The sequence below is a fragment of the Sphingomonas sp. OV641 genome (assembly GCF_900109205.1).
In the GTDB taxonomy this organism is placed as follows: Bacteria; Pseudomonadota; Alphaproteobacteria; order Sphingomonadales; family Sphingomonadaceae; genus Sphingomonas.
Genome location: NZ_FNZB01000006.1, coordinates 32,064 through 45,321, shown reverse-complemented (window position 1 = coordinate 45,321; position 13,258 = coordinate 32,064). Strand labels below are relative to the sequence as shown.

Genomic DNA, 13,258 nt, shown 5'->3' with positions numbered 1-13,258 from the left:
GCCAGCTAGCAGCAAGGTAGCCGCTTGTCGGCGAGCCCCAGTCGCCCTCCCGCCCAAGCGGGAAACGAGAGGGGAGAAGGAGCGGGGGGGGTGTCCGGGTCGGGGGAAACACCCGTGCACCGGACACTTTCCCGCTCATGGAGACGATAGATGACCCAGACCGTCAAACTCGCGAAGCTGAAGCGTTCCGAGAAGAACGTGCGCACCACCCCGCCCAAGAATATCGAGGCGATGGCCGCCAGCATCCGCGCTCGCGGCATCATGCAGAACCTGCTGGTGACCGCCGCCCGCCCGAAGGGCATGTTCGAGATAATCGCCGGCGATCGCCGCTATCTCGGTGCGATGATGCTGGCCGAAGCCGGCGAGATCGTTGCCGCCGACTATGACGTGCCGGTCAAGATCATCACCGGCGACGAGGCGGACCTGCGCGAGGTGTCGCTGACCGAGAATTTCCAGCGCGAGCAGATGACCGTCGCCGAGGAATGCGTCGCGTTCCAGCACTTCCTCAAGACCGACGGTGACGTCGACGCGGTCGCCAAACGGTTTGGCCAGACCCGCCGCTTCATCGAGGGACGGCTGCGCCTCGCCGATCTTGCCGAACCGATCTTCGAAGCCCTGGCCGCGGGCAAGATCTCCTACGAGATGGCCAAGGCCTACGGCTCGACGGCCGACAAGGCCAAGCAGGAGCGCGTGTTCGAGCAGTATGGTCACTCGTCCTACGTCAACGCCGACCAGATCCGTCGCGCGATCGCCAACGACACGATGAAGGCGACGGATCCGATCGCGATCCTGGTCGGTGCCGATGCCTATGTCGCCGCGGGCGGCCGCATCGAGCGCGAACTGTTCAGCGAGGACGGTGACCGCTGGACCGACCCGGAACTCGCGCAGACGCTCGCTGCCTCGCTGATGGAGGCCGAGGCCAAGCGGCTCGGCGAGGAACTGGGCGTCGCATGGGTGCGCCCCGTCGCCACGACCAGCCTCTACGGCATCACGTCCGACCTCCACCGCGTGACGCTGCCGGCAGCGCCGCTGACGGACGAGGAACAGACGCGCTGCGACAAGATCGAGGAGCGCGTGCAGGTCATCGAGAGCGATATGGAGGACGAGGGTATCGATGACGACACCTATGCCGCGCTCGATGCGGAATCGGATCGGCTGCGCGAGGAATATCAGGCGATCCACGACAAGGCGCCCGAGCTGACCGACGAGGTCAAGGGCCAGGTCGGCGTCTTCCTGACGCTCGGCCGCGACGGCAAGATGACGCTCGACACGACCTATTACAGCGAAACGCCGATCCGCCTGCCCGGGGACGATCGGCCGCTGCCGTCGTCGCCGTCGTCGCGTCGCACCGCCGACCTGCCGCCCGAGGCGGTCGCTCCTGGCGGCAAGCCGCTCAGCGCGCGGCTCCATGACGAACTGGCGGTCCAGCGCCGCGACATCCTCGCCGCCTCGATCCTCGGCGATCCGGGGCTCGCGCTCGACTATATGCTGTTCTGCCTCGCCGACCCCAGCCACGGCTACGGCCGCTACGGGACGACGGTTCGGGCAGGGCGTCCGCAGGACCCGCAGATGCCCAAGGATCAGCCCGCCACGCAGGCGCAGGTCGCGATCGCCGAAGCCCGCGAGGGTCTCGACACGTCGTGGACGGAAGGGTCGAACCCGGTCGAGCGGTTCGAGGCGTTCCGCGCGCTCAGCGACGACGCCAAGGCGGCCTGGCTCGCGGTCGTGGTGGCGACCTCGCTCGAGGCCAAGCCCGATTACAGCTCGGTCACCACCAACCCGCTCCATGCGCGGCTCGCCTCGATCCTCGAGATCGAACCCGCCAAATGGTGGCGCCCTACCTCGGCGAACTTCTTCGACCGCGTGTCGAAGGGTACGCTGCTGGCGCTGCTCACCAACGTCGGGGGCGCGCCGCTCGCGGCCCGCTACATGGCCTCGAAGAAGGGCGAGATCTCGACCAGCTGCGAGAAGCTGTTCGCCGGCGAAGCGATCACCGAGGCGGAGACCAAGGACGCGGCGCTGGCCTGGGTGCCCGACGCGATGCGGTTCGATCTCGTGTCGGTCGCCGGTGCCGACGAGGCAATCGACGACGAGCCCGGCGATGAGGGCTTCGACGACGACGACTACGGCGACACCGATGATCTCGGTGCCGACGATGCCGGGATCGACAGCGACGAGGCGCTGATCGCGGCCGAATAGCCCCCCGATACCCCCGGCCCGTTCGTCTCCCGGGCACACCTTGGCGGCTGTCCCTCACCGGGGCGGCCGCCTTCTTTTTACCCGCGGACCGTCACGCGTGGCCCGCGCATCGAGGGAGCTTTCCCATGACCTTTCACCGCAAATCGACTGCGCCACGCCGCGATGTCGCGGCCGAGATCACCAACCTCATAATCGCCAAGCTTGAAGCCGGCGTCCTGCCCTGGTCGCGCCCCTGGGGACTGACCGGGGCAGGGGGGCGACCGCTGCGGCATTGCGGCACGCCCTACACCGGCATCAACGCGCTCTATCTCTGGGCGATCGGCGACGCCCAGGGGTTCTCTGGCCGCAACTGGATGACCTACCGACAGGCGACCGAGTTGGGCGGACAGGTACGGCGCGGCGAGCATGGCGCGCACAGCGTCTATTATTCGACCTTCTCGAAAACCGAGGCGGACCGCGTCACCGGCGAGGCGGCGACGAAGAATATCCGGTTCCTGCGCTCGTACACGGTGTTCAACGTCGATCAGATCGACGGTCTCCCGGCGTATTATTATCCGGTGCCCGCACCGCCCGAACCGCGCATCGAGAGCCGGCACCGCGCCGCGATCGATGCCTTCTTCGGAGGCCTGCCGGCGACCGTGCGGCATGGCGGCGATCAGGCATTCTATTCGCCGATCGGCGACTATATCCAGCTACCGCAGCGCGGCGCGTTTCGCTCGGACGATCATTACGCCAGCACGCTCGCGCACGAATATGTCCATTATTCGGGCGCGCCGCAGCGCCTCAACCGCGAGTTCGGCAAGAAGTTCGGCGACAACGCCTATGCGTTCGAGGAGCTGGTCGCCTGCATCGGCCAGTGTCTGGTGTGCGCCGACCTCAATCTGCCCGGCGAGCTGCACGACAACCACGCCAGCTACGTCGATCATTGGCTGAAGATCCTGAAGGGCGATTCAAGCGCGATCATCAAGGCCGCGGCGAAAGCCGAGCAGGCGGTGACCTGGCTCCATAACGCCGCCGCGGGTGGCGCGCCCGGGATCGACCAACCCGAAGCCCTCGCAGCATGACCTGGAGATCGCACCATGCACATCGAATTGCGCAAGCTGAAGGTGGTCGACGCTTTGTCCGAGGAAACGACCTGCTACTCGGCCGAGATCTGGATCGATGGGCAGCGCGCCTTCCTCGCCTCGAACCGCGGTCATGGCGCCGCGGACGATTACCATGCCGTCGGCAGCGTCACCGAACAGGCGGTCGATGCCTGGCTCGCCGCCAACCGGCCCGTCTCGCGGCTCGGCGACAGCGTCATGCCGCACTGCCTCGAATTCGAGGTGGCGGCGCTCATCACCCGGATCGAGGAGGCGAAGCGGCTGCGCCGGCAATGCCGGACGAAGCTGGTGACGATCGAGGGCGACCAGGTGTTCTGCTATCGGCTCAAGGGCAGGACACCCGCCATCGTGTTCGCCGGCGTGCAACGCCTCACCCCGTCGGCGCGCATGGTCAACGGCGATGACGCCGCGCTCGACGAGGCGGTCGCCGTGATGATCGCCCAGGCCGGGAAGCACGCCCCATCCTGATCGCATGACAGCTTCCACCCGATAGGACAGGATACGCACCATGCAACCGCAACGCCGCCCCCTCATCCGCGCACTCGCCTTCGACGAGGTCGGCGCCGCGATCGGCCGCCTCGTGGATGTCGCCTCGTCCGATACCGGGCAGGCCGCGCGCGTCGCGGACTTCCTGCTGGCGTGGTGGAATGGTGACGACAACGGCCACTTCCCCATCCTCCACCTCAGCAACTGCGACGCGATCATTTCCGAGGACATGCTAATTGTCATGGCCTGGCTCGCGCAGGAGCCTGCGATCTATCCCGATGCGTGGGGCTATCGTGACGCAATGGTCGACCTTGTCGGCCGATGGAGGCTGCGATGAGCGCACGGCCGTTACAACCATTATGGGCCTGCTTTCGTTTGCCCCGAACGCAATCATGGCGGCAGACCGTAGTGGGAGACTGGCATGAGCGATAATATACGGCTCGCGCTAATGCGGCAGGCGCTCGCGCTTTATGACGCGACCGACGACGGAGCGACCGTTGCCGCCTGTCATCTGCAGGCCGCGGTCGATGCGGAGCAGGGTCTGCGGCCTATGCAACCGGGCGAGGACATCGATCCTGAAATACCGGAGCAATTACGTAACTGGTTATCGTGAAGGGGAGGGGGAGCGAATTTCTGAGCGCGTGAGGCGCTCGGGAGATCGCTCATGCCCTACGATGTCGCCTTCCGCCACCAGCAGGCGCTCGACCCGAGCGCGCTGGTCACGATTGGAGCAAGCCTTCACGCCATCACCCGCGCGATCGACGACTGCCGCAACGCCGGCATCGCCTTCGAGACCGATCCCGCGGTCATCCTGCTCGCCCGCCATCTCGCAAGCGTCACCGCGCGGCAGTCCGAAGACGCGCTCCTCAAGCGGCGCTGCATGGACCGTATCGCCGAGCTGCGACAGCACCCGGCGCTGCTGACGCTCGCGGTGCGCGGCGTCGCGCACGATGCGGCCGCCAAGGATCGCTTCCACAGCGACGGACGCAAGGCGCTGCGCCGGCTCGCCGAAACGCTGGGGCTCGACCCCGCGCACTACGACCTTCGCTCGAACCGCAGCCACGCCTCCCGGTCCGGCGAGATCACCCTCCACGGCGAGGAGCTGTGGATGCAGCTATCGCTCCACGGCACCATGGCCGACCGCGAGGTCATCTACCGCCGCGTCAGCGGTCGTCACGATCACCTCGGGGAGCGCGACTGCTACGCCTCGATCCGCGACCTGCTCGCGCCCGAGCGGTTCGCCGTGCGGCTGCGCAAGGAATTGCGGCTCACACCGCCGGTCGCCGAGCCGGTCAGCCTGTTCGGCTGATCGATCACCCGTCCACACACGCGAAAGGACCGCCATCATGGGCTGGCTAAGCATGCCGCTGTCGTCGATGTTCCCGCACACAGGCCCCAAAGCCTATCTCGACGCGCAATTCACCTACGACAACCGCGATGCCGACGGGAAGGGCAAGGCGCTGCGCGTCATCGCCTCTTCCTGCCTGCGCAACAAGGTCTGGTACGCGGCCGTGGTGCCGTCGACCGACGGCACCGACGAACCCGCCTTCGCGGCCGTCTGCCTGGTCAGCTGGAATCCGCGGGCCAAGGACGGATTCGTGTTCGCCTACAAGGATATGACCGAACACGCCGGGCCTTGCGAGGCCGAATGCCCCGAGCGCATCCTCTCGCTGCTCGGCGATACCGACGATCCCGGTGCGCTCGACTGGCGCCGACGCTGCCTCGAGCGGCTCGCGACCCCGGTACGCCCGCTCGAACACGGCATGCACATCCGCTTGCCGAGCAAGGTCACCTTCGTTGACGGCTATGAGGGAGACGAGTTCATCGTCCACAAGCGCGGCCGCAAGATCTCGCTCGCGATCCCCGGCAACAGCTACCCGAAATATCGGATCGGTAACCTTCGCAAATGGGCGTGGACACTCGTGCCGCCCAAGCCCGAAACTCGCGTCCACAAGACGGTGTTCGGTTGATCGCCGACATCCCCCACGTCAGGATCATCGCCATGTCCGCCCCGTATCCGCCCGTCACACCCAGCCCGAAGCGGTCGCAGCTCTGCAGCCGAGCCCATGCCCAGCGCGTCGCCATGCGGATGTTCGATGCCGGCGCACGCCAGGTCTCGATCGTGCGCACCGGCGATCCGCTGCAACCCTTCCGCGTCCTCCCGGTCATCGTCGACGGGCCGAACGTCGAAGTCGAATTGCGCTACGCATGAGGGGCGCCCTGCTCCTCGGCATCGCCGCGCTCGCCGCCTGCGGGGCAGGGGAACCCCAAGGCCGCGACGGGGCGACGATCACCGGCGAGGGGCGGGCGATCGACGGCGACACGGTCTCGGTCGATTTCCGCCTGTCGGGGGCCGACGCCTTCGAGCGCAAGCAGATGTGCTCGAAGGACGGTGCCTGCTATCCGTGCGGCAAGTTCGCGCAGGATTCCGCCTCGCGTATCCTCAAGAGCAGTGTCGCCACGATCCGCATGACCGGCGCGAGCAGCTACGGCCGTCCGATCGCCATCGTCACGGTCGACGGCTACGACCTGGGCGAGCAACTGATCCTGCAGGGTCTGGCGGTGCCGGCGACGCAATATCTGCGCGGCGATCCGCAGCGCGCCGCGCGCTATGTCGCTGCGGCCGAACAGGCGCGATCAGCGGGCCGCGGCGCCTATGCGGGAGAATTCATCGATCCGGCGCGCTGGCGGCGCGGGGAACGGCTCGCGTGCGAGGCGCGTTACTGATATCCCCCCCTGGAAGAGGCGGTCCGGCATGCTCCCTTGCCGAACCGCCTTTTCTTTTTGTCGTCAGCCCTTGAGCTTCGGACCGGGGCCACGATCGTCGGAATCGTAATCGGGTCCCGGGTCATGCGACCAGGACGCGCCGATCGCGAACGCGGGGTCGAAGCGGCCCAACGGACCATCCGGCTCGGCCGCGACATACGGATTGACCAGCGGCTTCACCGGCAGCTTGTTGCGATAGATGTGCCCGGCGATGCGACCGCGCGCCTCCAGCAGCTTCTCCAGCCAGACGAGATCGTCGAGCATGGTCACGACGCCCTTGCCGGCGACGCAATAATAGAGGCACCGCTGGAAATCGTCGCACGCGGTGCTGAGGATCGTGGTCAGCTTGACCTTGCCCTCGTTCTCGCCCTCGTGGATCCATTCGAGCGATTCCCGCAACTCGCGCGCCGAGAGATACGCATCCTCCGGATTGCTGCCGATGCACGCCCCCGCGAGCATGCGCCGGGTAACGCGAATATCCAGATCGACCGACAATTCGGTGAGCACCGCATCGAGGTCGAACTCTCCGATAAATTCCGAACGCTTCATGGCCAGCTCCTTTGTTCATTGAACGTAACGTGAACAAAGGCGACAAGGCAAGCATTATGGAGTAGCTTCACCACCATGTGGCTCGTCCCACGCGATACCCGGGGTCTTACCCTGCGCTCGCCCGTACCCGACGTGGTGCGCGAGGCGCTGGTGCGCTGGTACACAGGCGAAGGCGAGGACAGCGATCACCGCGCCTCGGTCATCATGGTGGTCAAGGCACGCGATCATCACCAGTGGATAGCCTGCGACTGCCTGGGGGAGGGGACGGACCCGCCGCTACTCTCGCCGGCCTATCTCTCCGAAGCCGAAACCTATTACCTGCGCCGGCTCACCAGCATCCGCCAGCGTCGCCCCGAACATGACGTCGACTGCCCGTTCTTCCGGGAGCAGGCGCCGCCCCGCATCCGCGAGAAGGCGACCACCACCCCGCGCACGATCAACGAGCCCGACGGGCTGTTCTCGGCGCACCGGCTCGCCCCCGAGAAGCTGGCGCAGCTCCCTGATGACAGCGAACCCGACGATCGCACCCGCGGCGTCGCGATCCCGCGCCTCGCGCGCCTGCTGTGGCAGTTGATGGAAATGGCGCAGGTCAACGTCGTCGAACCACTCGAGGTCGGCGAGCCGCGCACGACATCGATGGCGAGCGAGTTCGCGGCGATGCGCGCCGCGGCCGAGCGGGTCCAGATCGCACCGGGCATCCCGCTCGCGCGCCATCTCTACACCCATATCGACCCCTATGAACGCGGCGTCGTGTTCGCGAAACTGCGCGAGGCGGCGAAGAAATGGCCGAGCGAGCACGCCCCGCAGGCCTTCCTCCTCCTGTATGCGATCGACGTCTCCGGCTCGACCATCACGCTTGCCGAAGGGCGCGAGCTGATCGTCAAGAACCGCATCCGCCACATCGGCGTCCACCAGCGCCACATCGGACCGCCGTATCTGGTCCTGGCCGTCGTCGGCGAGCACAACCCGCGCGAGGGCTATGCGTGCCTGCGCGCCTATGCGCAGCCGATCGCGCGCCCCGCCAATTTCGTCGCGATCCACAATCTCGCCGAACGCAAGACGATCGTCGGCCTGCTCGATCTCCAGTACCGGCTTCGCCGGCGCGGCATCGGCGTCGGGTTCAAGCGGCTCCTGTTCGATATCGCGACGTCGATCGGCGAGATGCGTCCAGACCTCCTTCTCGACCTGCGTGATTTCACCACCGGCGAGGTGATCGAGGCGGCGCTCGAGGTCGTCACCGGCGACGACGCCGATGCGCTCGGGCTGAAGCTGCGCCAGGTCGAGAAACTTCGCGAGATCGCCCCCGTCGTGACGATCCATGCCGAGGATCTCGAAGGCGACAGTCTCGAAACCGCCGTGCTTGACCAGCTGCACATCGGATGACGTCGTTGGCAGGAATTTAATCCAGGGCCACCATTCTCGCATCATGGCATCGACCACCCAAGCCAGAAACCAGCGGCGGATCCTGCGCTGGGCGCAGTCGTCGCTGTGCGCCGGATGCGGGATGCCCCTGCCGAGCCCGCGGCGCCTCGCCCGCCATCATCCCGATTACCCGACGTTCGACCATGTCACGCTGCGCAGCGCGGGTGGACGGCGATCGCTGTCGAACGGCCTGCTGAAGCATCTGCGCTGCAATCAGGCGCGCGGCGCGAGGCCGTCCACGGGGTGCGATGCGATCTGGATGACCGTGGTCGCGGCACGGCTAGCCGAGCGCCCGCGCAGCCTCAAGTCGATCTTCAAAGGTGGCGCTCGAAATCCCGGATTCCCGGCGCGCAAGGAAAAGGCCGCCCCGGTTGCCCGAAGCGGCCCGATCGTGTCATCGAAGGTCGGGGGGGTCAGATATCGTCGCCGAGCGCGCCCTTGACCGATCCCTTGACGTCCTGACCGGCGCCCTTGACCTTCTGCGCCTTGCCCTCGGCTTCGAGACTGGCGTTATCGGTCGCCTTGCCGATGCTTTCCTTGACGTTGCCGGCCAGCTTGTTGCCTGCCGCCTTCAGCTTGTCGGTTGCTTCACCCATGATCGATCTCCTGTCGTGAAATATCAGGACTGAGAACACTTTGCGCGTGAGCGCGATCCGTGCGGCCAGTCACGGCTGCACCATGAACGACCCTGCCTGCCGCCATCATCCCGGTCTGCCGAGGGGGAGGAGAGAGAGAGGGAATCTGTCGAATCCATTGAGGGAGACGACAGATGACCCGGTTCCAGCCCAGCCCACGCCCTGAGACGACACCCTGGGACGCACCCGACCGCGCTGACCAGGTCCTGCCCGGCATCTGGCGCGTATCGACACCCAGTCATGGCGGATATGTCCTGTCGGACGAACGCCAGGCCGCGATGCCCGAGGCGCTGCGCCGCGACGATCCTTACTATGAGGAAGACGTCGATTACGCGCTGGTGCTCTACGCCTTCGGCAGCGAGTTTCGCCGCCTGCCCATTCCGGGCATCGCCCTGCAGGTCGAGAACGCGCGCCGTTCGGTGCGCTGCTGGCATCCCGACCGCTGGACCGCGCTGACCGGCGAGGAAGTGTCGATCCACGACAGCCACGTCGTCCGCCGCCGCGCCGCCTATCAGGTGATCATCGGCCAGTACGAGAGCGTCTCGGCGTCGGGTTCCTGGGCGGACTGGGTGCCCGAGGGCAAGGTCGGCTGCGTCTTCCGCCGTGTCGTCAGCGTCGATGCGCTCGGCTTCGCGCGCCACGAGGGCGCGCCGATCCACGGTCTCGTCGACAAGGACCGTTACGAACGCCGCCAGATGCCCGAGACGTTCGAGAGCCTCGACGCGGTCCGCGTCGAAAGCACCGCCCCGATCTCCAAACAGGTCGACGCGAGCGCGCTCGCGCACCTCCTCCCCAGCGCCTGAAAGGACCGCCACGATGAGCGTCTATCTCTATCTGTTCCACGGCCGCGCCACGCCCGACGAGGACGTCGAAGACTGGGGCTGCGAAGGCCCCGCGATCGGACCGCTCGACTATGTCCACACCACCTATGGCAGCGAGGTGAAGATCCGCGGCGCGAAGGCGGTCCTGGAAAAGTTCTTCCCGAATTCGGAAATTCATTTCCACGACGGCTACGGCGAACACGCCATTCAGCTCGCCGGCGACTGCTTGCCCTACGACGGCAAATTCTACGGTGACTGGTCGATCTGCACCGGGGATCGCTTGTGCTCGCCTGCCGCCTCCCGGGTCAAGCCGGTGTGCGACGACTGCGGCAGCGACAACGTCACCAAGGACGCCGTCGCGGCCTGGGATGAGCCCGAACAGGCCTGGGTGCTGCTCAGCACCTACGATTCCACCACCTGCCAGGACTGCGAGCGCGAAAGCGACGACATGCTCGAATGGCGGACGCTCGATGGTGCGCCCGCTCCCGATCCCGACGCTCCCGCCATCCCAGCCAACGATCCGGCGCCCCCTGATGCCGACGCCGCCTGACCCGGAGGACCACGCCATGACCTGTGTCACCCCGATTCGCGCGCCCGAGGCCGCGGACAATCGCGTACCGCTCGGCCATCATTCGACCGGCACGCTCAGCCTCGACCTCGATCGCCTGCTTGCCGGACGCCTGCTCATCCAGGGCAGCTCCGGGGCGGGCAAGAGCAGGACCTTGCGCCGGATCATCGAGGAGGCGTTCGACTATACGACGCTTGCGATCGTCGACCCCGAGGGGGAATTCGAGAACCTCGCCCGCCATATCGGCGCGACCACGATCCGCGCGGTCGAACTCACCGCCGACGGGCTGACGGCCGCGGCGACGCGCAGCCGGCGACATCGGCTGTCGATGCACATCGACCTCACCGACCTCGATCCCGACCAGCGGATCATCAAGGCAGCCGCGTTCTTTGCCGGCCTGGTCGGCGCACCGCGCGAGGACTGGGCGCATACCATGCTGGTGTGCATCGACGAGGGCCATCTGCTCGCACCGCATGTCGCCGGTTCCGCGCTCGATGCCGATGCCCGCCGGCTCGGCGTCGCCACCCTGACCGACCTGTGCGCGCGCGGCCGCAAGCGCGGTCTCGCCCCCGTCATCGCCACCCAGCGCCTCGCGAAGCTCTCCACCTCGGTCGTGTCCGAGCTGCAGAACGTGCTGGTCGGGCTCAACGTCTTCGACCGCGACATCGCGCGCGCGGCCGACCTGCTCGGCTTTCCCGCGCGTGACGCCGACCTGCTGCGCAACCTCGCCCCCGGCGATTTCTTCGCGATGGGTCCGGCGCTGTCGGCAACCCCGGTGCTGGCGCATATCGATCCCACCATCACCGAACATCTCGGCAAGACCCCGGAACTGCGTGCCGCCGCGTCCGTCGATGCCGACGAGGCGGCGAAGCTGCTCGATCTCGCGGGCCTGGCCGAGGTCGCGGACCACGGCCCCGCCATCGCCCTCAAGGGCACGCGCGCGCTCGACGCGTTCCTGCTCGATCCCGCTGCGACCGACGCGGCCGCGATCATGGACGCGCTGAAGCGCATCTCCCCCAACGCCAGCACCGCGCGCGACCTCGCACGGCACCTGTCGCTCGACGCCGAGCGCACCGACCGCGCGCTCAACCTCCTGTCGGCGATCGCCGCGGTCGACACCATGCCCAAGGGCGACGACCGCATCGCCCGCATGCATGCACGGCTGCGCGCGCGGCTGAGCGACGTCGCCGTGGTGTCGCTGTGACCGACCTCGCGCCCGATATCGTCGAGCTGGTCGCGTGTCCGAAGCTGCCCGAGCCGTGCGGGCGCCTGCGCGAGATGCCGTTCCGGCACGATGCCTGGACCCCCGACGAGATCGCCACGGTCGAACGCATGTTCTGCGACGACGCTGCGATCGACGACATCGTCGCCGCGCTCGGTCGCGGCCGCGCCGGCGTGCGCGACAAGATCGCCAAACTGGGCCTGCGCCGCAATTCGTCGCGTCCGTGGTCGACCGACGAAGACGCATGGCTCACCCGCGAATATGGCCTTCGCCCCACGGCCGATCTCGCTGGAGATCTCGGCCGCGCCTGCACCAGCGTCTATGCCCGCGCGGGCGTGCTCGGGCTGACCGAAGGAAATCCTCCAAAATGGAGCGACTGGGAGGATGCCCAGCTGCGCGCCGGCTACGCGCAGGCGATCCCGATCGCACAGATCGCCACGCTGATCGGACGCCCGCTGTCCGGCACCGCGACCCGTGCCAACGCGCTCGGTTTGCGCCATCCCAACAAGCCCGCTGACTGGACCGAGGCCGAGGCGACGCGGGCGCTGACGCTGGCCGGGGAGGGGCTTCGTTATATCGCGATCATCGACATTCTCGCCACAGAGGGCTTTCCGCGCAGGACCAAGGCTGGCTTCGGGCCGCACCTGCGCAAGCTCGGCTATGGCCGGGGATGGGGCCGCAACTGGACCCCTGACGAAGACACACTGCTCATCCGCGCCTATGCCGACGGGGCAAGCCTGACCCCGCTCACGACCAGGCTCGGCCGCACGAAATGCTCTATCCGCTGGCGCGCCGACTATCTCGGGTTGCGCGGCACACATGCCAACCGCGACGGGTTCCGGGGCGGGCCGGCGTGGAGCGACAATGATCTGGAAAGGCTGCGCGACCTTTACGGCACGATGCCGATGGACGCCCTGGCGACGAAGATGGGTCGCACCAAGGCTTCGCTGTTCACGCGCGCGAACATCCTCGGCCTTGTCCACGGCTATCACCGGAAATGGACCGAAGAGGAGATCCGGGCGCTGCGCATCGCGCACGACTTCGGCGTCGCGCTGCCTGATGTTGCGGCAGCGATCGGCCGCAAATATCCAGCGGTCCACAAATATGCCGAAAAGCACGAGCTTCGCTTCTCGCGTCGCCCGCGCCGCGCAGCCCCCTGGACGCTCGCCGAAATTATCGCGCTCGATCCTTCGGGAACGGGCGTCACCGACCATGTTGCCATCCCCGGCACAATCGATGAGGAAAAGCCATGACGCCGCTTCGCCTCGCCCGCGATATCGCAACCGGCGCGCCGATCGACCGCGACACCCGGCGTGCCCGCCTCCTCGCGGCGCGGCGCTATGCGATCAACTCGGTCCCGCGTCGCGGTATCCTCAGCGGTCACTGGGACGCGGGCACCGTGGTCGGCGCGTTCCGCGACGGCAAGGCAGGCTGACCAGGGCTCGGCCCGATGCGCCGATGAAGGAGAGAGGGAGCGGGGAGGGAAG

Annotated in this window: 17 protein-coding genes; 15 read left to right on the top strand and 2 right to left on the bottom strand. The window is 67.2% G+C overall.

Features of this window, described 5'->3' with window-relative positions; translation table 11 throughout:
* The first annotated feature begins 150 nt into the window (after positions 1 to 150).
* The 9 genes from BMX36_RS18300 to BMX36_RS18260 all read left to right on the top strand — a co-directional run bounded on the left by BMX36_RS18300 (position 151) and on the right by BMX36_RS18260 (position 6,515).
* Positions 151 to 2,199 (top strand): ParB/RepB/Spo0J family partition protein, encoded by a 2,049-nt coding sequence (locus BMX36_RS18300; protein ID WP_037447387.1) that lies wholly within the window; start codon positions 151 to 153, stop codon positions 2,197 to 2,199.
* A 125-nt stretch (positions 2,200 to 2,324) separates the two neighbouring features.
* Positions 2,325 to 3,263 carry an ArdC family protein gene (locus tag BMX36_RS18295; protein WP_062126480.1) on the top strand — a complete coding sequence of 313 codons (939 nt, stop codon included), beginning with the start codon at positions 2,325 to 2,327 and terminating at the stop codon, positions 3,261 to 3,263.
* Positions 3,264 to 3,278: 15 nt separating this feature from the next.
* Positions 3,279 to 3,770, top strand: coding sequence for a hypothetical protein (locus BMX36_RS18290; protein WP_016510938.1), 492 nt, complete (start codon positions 3,279 to 3,281; stop codon positions 3,768 to 3,770).
* 40 nt (positions 3,771 to 3,810) lie between these two features.
* On the top strand, positions 3,811 to 4,125 hold the full coding sequence (locus BMX36_RS18285) for a DUF7673 family protein (RefSeq protein ID WP_010408907.1): 315 nt from the start codon (positions 3,811 to 3,813) through the stop codon (positions 4,123 to 4,125).
* Between the two features lie 84 nt (positions 4,126 to 4,209).
* Positions 4,210 to 4,401 (top strand): hypothetical protein, encoded by a 192-nt coding sequence (locus BMX36_RS18280; RefSeq protein WP_024310640.1) that lies wholly within the window; start codon positions 4,210 to 4,212, stop codon positions 4,399 to 4,401.
* Positions 4,402 to 4,452: 51 nt separating this feature from the next.
* Positions 4,453 to 5,097 carry a hypothetical protein gene (locus tag BMX36_RS18275; protein ID WP_010408914.1) on the top strand — a complete coding sequence of 215 codons (645 nt, stop codon included), beginning with the start codon at positions 4,453 to 4,455 and terminating at the stop codon, positions 5,095 to 5,097.
* 37 nt (positions 5,098 to 5,134) lie between these two features.
* On the top strand, positions 5,135 to 5,758 hold the full coding sequence (locus BMX36_RS18270; RefSeq protein ID WP_010408917.1) for a DUF6927 domain-containing protein: 624 nt from the start codon (positions 5,135 to 5,137) through the stop codon (positions 5,756 to 5,758).
* A complete protein-coding gene (locus tag BMX36_RS18265; protein ID WP_079247040.1) occupies positions 5,755 to 6,000 on the top strand; it encodes a hypothetical protein in 246 nt (81 codons plus the stop codon). Before BMX36_RS18270 ends, BMX36_RS18265 begins: the two co-directional genes overlap by 4 nt.
* On the top strand, positions 5,997 to 6,515 hold the full coding sequence (locus BMX36_RS18260) for a thermonuclease family protein (RefSeq protein ID WP_037447358.1): 519 nt from the start codon (positions 5,997 to 5,999) through the stop codon (positions 6,513 to 6,515). Before BMX36_RS18265 ends, BMX36_RS18260 begins: the two co-directional genes overlap by 4 nt.
* 63 nt (positions 6,516 to 6,578) lie before the next feature.
* Here the strand turns inward: BMX36_RS18260 and BMX36_RS18255 are convergent, their stop codons facing one another.
* Positions 6,579 to 7,103 (bottom strand): hypothetical protein, encoded by a 525-nt coding sequence (locus tag BMX36_RS18255; RefSeq protein WP_016510268.1) that lies wholly within the window; start codon positions 7,101 to 7,103, stop codon positions 6,579 to 6,581.
* A gap of 75 nt (positions 7,104 to 7,178) precedes the next feature.
* Between BMX36_RS18255 and BMX36_RS18250 the strand changes: the two genes are divergently transcribed.
* Positions 7,179 to 8,486 (top strand): hypothetical protein, encoded by a 1,308-nt coding sequence (locus BMX36_RS18250; protein WP_062126483.1) that lies wholly within the window; start codon positions 7,179 to 7,181, stop codon positions 8,484 to 8,486.
* 452 nt (positions 8,487 to 8,938) lie between these two features.
* Here the strand turns inward: BMX36_RS18250 and BMX36_RS18240 are convergent, their stop codons facing one another.
* A complete protein-coding gene (locus tag BMX36_RS18240) occupies positions 8,939 to 9,121 on the bottom strand; it encodes a CsbD family protein (protein ID WP_016510257.1) in 183 nt (60 codons plus the stop codon).
* A 173-nt stretch (positions 9,122 to 9,294) separates the two neighbouring features.
* Between BMX36_RS18240 and BMX36_RS18235 the strand changes: the two genes are divergently transcribed.
* Genes BMX36_RS18235 through BMX36_RS18215 form a run of 5 tightly spaced genes read left to right on the top strand, consistent with a single transcriptional unit; the run spans position 9,295 to position 13,206 of the window.
* Positions 9,295 to 9,963 (top strand): DUF7007 domain-containing protein, encoded by a 669-nt coding sequence (locus BMX36_RS18235; RefSeq protein WP_035386547.1) that lies wholly within the window; start codon positions 9,295 to 9,297, stop codon positions 9,961 to 9,963.
* A 13-nt stretch (positions 9,964 to 9,976) separates the two neighbouring features.
* Complete coding sequence (locus BMX36_RS18230; protein ID WP_062126489.1) at positions 9,977 to 10,531, top strand: hypothetical protein; 555 nt, start codon at positions 9,977 to 9,979, stop codon at positions 10,529 to 10,531.
* A gap of 16 nt (positions 10,532 to 10,547) precedes the next feature.
* Positions 10,548 to 11,753 (top strand): helicase HerA domain-containing protein, encoded by a 1,206-nt coding sequence (locus BMX36_RS18225; protein ID WP_093067902.1) that lies wholly within the window; start codon positions 10,548 to 10,550, stop codon positions 11,751 to 11,753.
* Positions 11,750 to 13,024, top strand: coding sequence for a hypothetical protein (locus BMX36_RS18220; protein WP_093067873.1), 1,275 nt, complete (start codon positions 11,750 to 11,752; stop codon positions 13,022 to 13,024). Before BMX36_RS18225 ends, BMX36_RS18220 begins: the two co-directional genes overlap by 4 nt.
* Positions 13,021 to 13,206, top strand: coding sequence for a hypothetical protein (locus tag BMX36_RS18215; protein ID WP_024310655.1), 186 nt, complete (start codon positions 13,021 to 13,023; stop codon positions 13,204 to 13,206). The genes BMX36_RS18220 and BMX36_RS18215 overlap by 4 nt, the downstream gene beginning before the upstream one ends.
* The last annotated feature ends 52 nt before the right edge of the window (positions 13,207 to 13,258 follow it).

Coding starts and splice junctions, on each gene's coding strand:
- BMX36_RS18270 (WP_010408917.1), top strand. CDS start 5,135: ATGGGCTGGCTAAGCATGCCGCTGTCGTCGATGTTCCCGCACACAGGC.
- BMX36_RS18260 (WP_037447358.1), top strand. CDS start 5,997: ATGAGGGGCGCCCTGCTCCTCGGCATCGCCGCGCTCGCCGCCTGCGGG.
- BMX36_RS18215 (WP_024310655.1), top strand. CDS start 13,021: ATGACGCCGCTTCGCCTCGCCCGCGATATCGCAACCGGCGCGCCGATC.
- BMX36_RS18240 (WP_016510257.1), bottom strand. CDS start 9,121: ATGGGTGAAGCAACCGACAAGCTGAAGGCGGCAGGCAACAAGCTGGCC.
- BMX36_RS18295 (WP_062126480.1), top strand. CDS start 2,325: ATGACCTTTCACCGCAAATCGACTGCGCCACGCCGCGATGTCGCGGCC.
- BMX36_RS18225 (WP_093067902.1), top strand. CDS start 10,548: ATGACCTGTGTCACCCCGATTCGCGCGCCCGAGGCCGCGGACAATCGC.
- BMX36_RS18290 (WP_016510938.1), top strand. CDS start 3,279: ATGCACATCGAATTGCGCAAGCTGAAGGTGGTCGACGCTTTGTCCGAG.
- BMX36_RS18285 (WP_010408907.1), top strand. CDS start 3,811: ATGCAACCGCAACGCCGCCCCCTCATCCGCGCACTCGCCTTCGACGAG.
- BMX36_RS18235 (WP_035386547.1), top strand. CDS start 9,295: ATGACCCGGTTCCAGCCCAGCCCACGCCCTGAGACGACACCCTGGGAC.
- BMX36_RS18280 (WP_024310640.1), top strand. CDS start 4,210: ATGAGCGATAATATACGGCTCGCGCTAATGCGGCAGGCGCTCGCGCTT.
- BMX36_RS18300 (WP_037447387.1), top strand. CDS start 151: ATGACCCAGACCGTCAAACTCGCGAAGCTGAAGCGTTCCGAGAAGAAC.
- BMX36_RS18275 (WP_010408914.1), top strand. CDS start 4,453: ATGCCCTACGATGTCGCCTTCCGCCACCAGCAGGCGCTCGACCCGAGC.
- BMX36_RS18230 (WP_062126489.1), top strand. CDS start 9,977: ATGAGCGTCTATCTCTATCTGTTCCACGGCCGCGCCACGCCCGACGAG.
- BMX36_RS18255 (WP_016510268.1), bottom strand. CDS start 7,103: ATGAAGCGTTCGGAATTTATCGGAGAGTTCGACCTCGATGCGGTGCTC.
- BMX36_RS18250 (WP_062126483.1), top strand. CDS start 7,179: ATGTGGCTCGTCCCACGCGATACCCGGGGTCTTACCCTGCGCTCGCCC.